At 58.5% G+C, this 3064-nt stretch carries 6 protein-coding genes; 2 read left to right on the top strand and 4 right to left on the bottom strand.

All coding sequences use genetic code 11. The features are described 5' to 3' along the window. Positions 1-50 precede the first annotated feature (50 nt). From ACW9JC_RS29695 to ACW9JC_RS29685, 3 genes are read right to left on the bottom strand one after another with little or no spacing between them, the layout of a single operon-like run. Positions 51-755, bottom strand: a complete 705-nt coding sequence (locus ACW9JC_RS29695) for a YoaK family protein (protein WP_457459496.1) — start codon at positions 753-755, stop codon at positions 51-53. A 26-nt stretch (positions 756-781) separates the two neighbouring features. Next, positions 782-1111 carry a DUF6388 family protein gene (locus tag ACW9JC_RS29690; protein WP_457459494.1) on the bottom strand — a complete coding sequence of 110 codons (330 nt, stop codon included), beginning with the start codon at positions 1109-1111 and terminating at the stop codon, positions 782-784. A 20-nt stretch (positions 1112-1131) separates the two neighbouring features. Further along, entirely contained in the window at positions 1132-1380 is a 249-nt protein-coding gene (locus tag ACW9JC_RS29685) for a hypothetical protein (protein WP_034146936.1), read from the bottom strand. 147 nt (positions 1381-1527) lie between these two features. Between ACW9JC_RS29685 and ACW9JC_RS29680 the strand changes: the two genes are divergently transcribed. Further along, a complete protein-coding gene (locus ACW9JC_RS29680) occupies positions 1528-1878 on the top strand; it encodes a hypothetical protein (protein WP_338581853.1) in 351 nt (116 codons plus the stop codon). A 127-nt stretch (positions 1879-2005) separates the two neighbouring features. Here ACW9JC_RS29680 and ACW9JC_RS29675 read toward each other — a convergent pair whose 3' ends face one another. After that, entirely contained in the window at positions 2006-2431 is a 426-nt protein-coding gene (locus ACW9JC_RS29675; protein ID WP_457459492.1) for a GNAT family N-acetyltransferase, read from the bottom strand. Positions 2432-2577: 146 nt separating this feature from the next. Here ACW9JC_RS29675 and ACW9JC_RS29670 point away from each other — a divergent pair, with 146 nt between their 5' ends. Continuing rightward, entirely contained in the window at positions 2578-3015 is a 438-nt protein-coding gene (locus ACW9JC_RS29670) for a hemerythrin domain-containing protein (RefSeq protein ID WP_457459490.1), read from the top strand. Positions 3016-3064: the final 49 nt, after the last annotated feature.

Raw genomic sequence — 3064 nt, 5'->3', positions numbered from 1 at the left:
TTAAAATCAAAAGATCGCAGCCTTCGGCAGCTCCTACAGGGATTGAGGTGTTAGCGCGGCATGTAACCCAACTGCCAACGCCGCGGAATTTTCAGCGACAACAAGCCCAAAGCAGCCGCCAACAGACCGCTGGCAAACAGCGCCTTGAGCCCAAAGTGATGCTCCAGCACAGCACCGATGACCGCCCCGGCAAACATGCCGGTCCACGGTATCAATTGCACGCGCCAGCCATTGCGTCGTTCGCCGAGCATCCAGCGCCCGAGACCTCGACCGAAGCGCGACAGGGCACCCGTCACGTAGGTCAGTCCGACCGGCAAACCATTCACTTCTTCCACCGCAGCATTGAGCATGCCCATCGCAATGATCGCTGCCAGCAGCGCAGGCAGTTGCTCGTCGTAAGGCCAGGCCGCGGCGGCGCACAACAGGGCGGCGATGCTCAGCAGCAGGGGCAGGGCCCGGCGTCCGCTGAGCCGGCTGACAACAATGCCCAGCGCATTGCCGAGGATGAACGTCGCGACGAGGATCACCAGGCGCAGGGTAAGTCCCAGATCGCCCGCACTGATGGCAACGGCCATGCGGGTGGTGTTGCCGCTCATGAACGAAACGAAGTCGCCGCTGGCCATGAAACCGATCGCGTCGGTCATCCCGGCCAGTACCGAAAGCATGGCCACCAGACTCAGGCCGATGCGCCCGCGCCATTTCTGCGTGTGCAGGTGACCGGGGCTGGCGTGGGGCTTGGCGGTGGATGGCAGCATGGGCGATCGATGTCCTTGAGCGATGACTAAGGTTTTATCCCATACAAGTCACAATATTCCAGCCAATCCATGCCGGCCATCTCCGCGACTTCCCGGTGTACTTCAAGGCGTTGCGCTTCGTATTCCTGGGGTGTGGCGGCAGTCAGTCGCAGCGTCAGCTCCCAGGCAAACAAACCCAGGTGCTCAGCTTCCGCTTCGAAGGCTTCATGCAAACGCTCATCGCGAAACTGCGCGAGGGTCTCGCCCTTGGCCTGGGCAAGCAAGGGGTTGAGGTTGTCGAGTTCGACGCGCAGTTCGGGACGTTCATCGAGAAATTTTTTCAGGGCCTGTTCGTGTTGCTGCTCGGTTGCCGCCATGGTCACTCCTTGAGAACGAATTACGAAGACTGTTTCTTGCTGGCCTTGGCCGCTGCTGCCAGACATTCGAGGGCAAACTGCTCGGTGTAGGTCATCTGGATCGGCGTGGTTTCGCCTTTGACGGTCCTCTCGCCGTCGAGGATGTAACGAATCCGCTTGTCGGTGACGCCGATCCGCTTGGCGATCCAGGAAGGCGTCTGACCGATCTGGCTGATCAGCTTGTCGGCATATTCAGTGGTCGGTTTGTAAAACTCGGCGTTGGGGGTCATGGGGCTTCCAGTCAAAATTGCGATGCAGCGTTATGGCGCGACAGGGTGCGCGAATCGTCGCGCGGTGTCGCGGTATAAATGAAGTAAAGCAGAACGATTCGCTGTGCCACGGTGATACAGTCCGCTTTTTCCTGATGAGTGAATGCAATGCGAATTCTGATGGTAGCGCTGGCCGCTGCCTTGCTGGCGGGATGCGCGGGCTCGGCAATGAACGATGCTCGCACCAAGGCCCCGTACAAAACCCTGAACTCGGACAAACCGGCCAAAGACGTTGCCCAGTGCGTGCAGTTTTCCTGGCAGGACGAATCGGTGTTCGGTGTTGATGCGGCTGCGTACCTGGAACCAGCGGAGAAGGGCGGCACCACGGTTTACACCCGCTCGGCGGAGTCGTTCGTGGACGTGACCACCGATGCCTCGGGCACCGTGTTGAGTTACTACGCGCAGCAGGACGACTTCGTTGCCAAGCGCCGGTTGGCGGCTTTGGCTACCTGTCTGTGACCTCATGAATTGACGCAGGACCTGTGGGAGCGGGCTTGCCCGCGATAGCGGTATACCTGTCAATATTTTTGTTGAAGGATAAATTGCAATCGCGGGCAAGTCCGCTCCCACAGGGTTTTGTGTTGAATCAGTAACTCAAGCGCTTCTGAAAGAAGAAATGCTTGTGCCCCGGCGGGTAGTCGGCGATGTGGCCGATCTCGCTATAACCGCATTTCTTGTAGAACTCCGGCGCCTGGAATTCAAAGGTTTCCAGCCACAGACCGACGCATTCCTTTTCCCGCGCCAGGTCTTCCGCCATCTGCATCAGCTTCGTGCCCATGCCCTGCCCACGAGCCTGTTCCGGCACCGCCAGCAAGTCGATGAACAACCACTGATAAAACAACCGGGCATAAACGCCGCCGACAATCTCATCGTTGTCGTCGCGTATCAGCAGCGCGATATGTTCCGGTGGTGGGCACGCGGACTTCGAGGTGTTATAGGCGCGCAACGGCACGAGGATCGCCTCGCGTTCTTCGTTGCTGGGGTTGTGCTTGCGTTCGATACGCAGGGTCATGGCTATATCCTTATGGCTGTGAAAGCGCAGCCTATCGCGGACAACGCCAATGTTCCATCACCACAACACCGGTGGAACCGTCGCCTTCGCGCAGATGTCATTTGTTGTGACGCGCCATTGCCGAGCGCGACCGATGAGGAAACGCCGTGAATATTTTCGAAGCCTTGCGCGAAAGCCATGAACGCCAGCGGACCTATGCCAAGGCACTGATCCATACCAGCGGTGACACGCCTGAACGCGTCGAGGCTTACAAGCAGCTCAAGTCAGAACTGCAAGCCCACGAAACCGCAGAAGAGCGGCATTTCTACATTCCGCTGATGGAGTTCGACAACGGCGTCGACCTCAGCCGCCACGCAATCGCCGAGCATCACGAAATGGATGAAATGATGGAGGTGCTCGACGAGACCGAGATGTCCAGCCCGGCCTGGCTGGCGACCGCGAAGAAGCTGTCGGAAAAGGTTCATCACCATCTCGAGGAGGAGGAGCAGAAGTTCTTCCAGATGGCTGGCAAGTTGCTCAATGACAAACAGAAAGAGACGCTGGCGGGGCAGTACGAGAAGGAGTACAAGGCGCAGCTTTCCTGAATTGGGCACACACAATTTTGTAGGAGCTGCCGCAGGCTGCGATCTTTTG

Source organism: Pseudomonas sp. SDO5591_S426, assembly GCF_054070755.1.
The sequence above is the reverse complement of the archived record's forward strand: the minus strand, read 5'-3'. Positions and strand labels throughout refer to the sequence as shown.

What these genes read in the sequence shown, in the direction of transcription:
- ACW9JC_RS29695 (WP_457459496.1), bottom strand. Translation starts at nt 755, where the DNA reads ATGCTGCCATCCACCGCCAAGCCCCACGCCAGCCCCGGTCACCTGCAC.
- ACW9JC_RS29690 (WP_457459494.1), bottom strand. Translation starts at nt 1,111, where the DNA reads ATGGCGGCAACCGAGCAGCAACACGAACAGGCCCTGAAAAAATTTCTC.
- ACW9JC_RS29685 (WP_034146936.1), bottom strand. Translation starts at nt 1,380, where the DNA reads ATGACCCCCAACGCCGAGTTTTACAAACCGACCACTGAATATGCCGAC.
- ACW9JC_RS29680 (WP_338581853.1), top strand. Translation starts at nt 1,528, where the DNA reads ATGCGAATTCTGATGGTAGCGCTGGCCGCTGCCTTGCTGGCGGGATGC.
- ACW9JC_RS29675 (WP_457459492.1), bottom strand. Translation starts at nt 2,431, where the DNA reads ATGACCCTGCGTATCGAACGCAAGCACAACCCCAGCAACGAAGAACGC.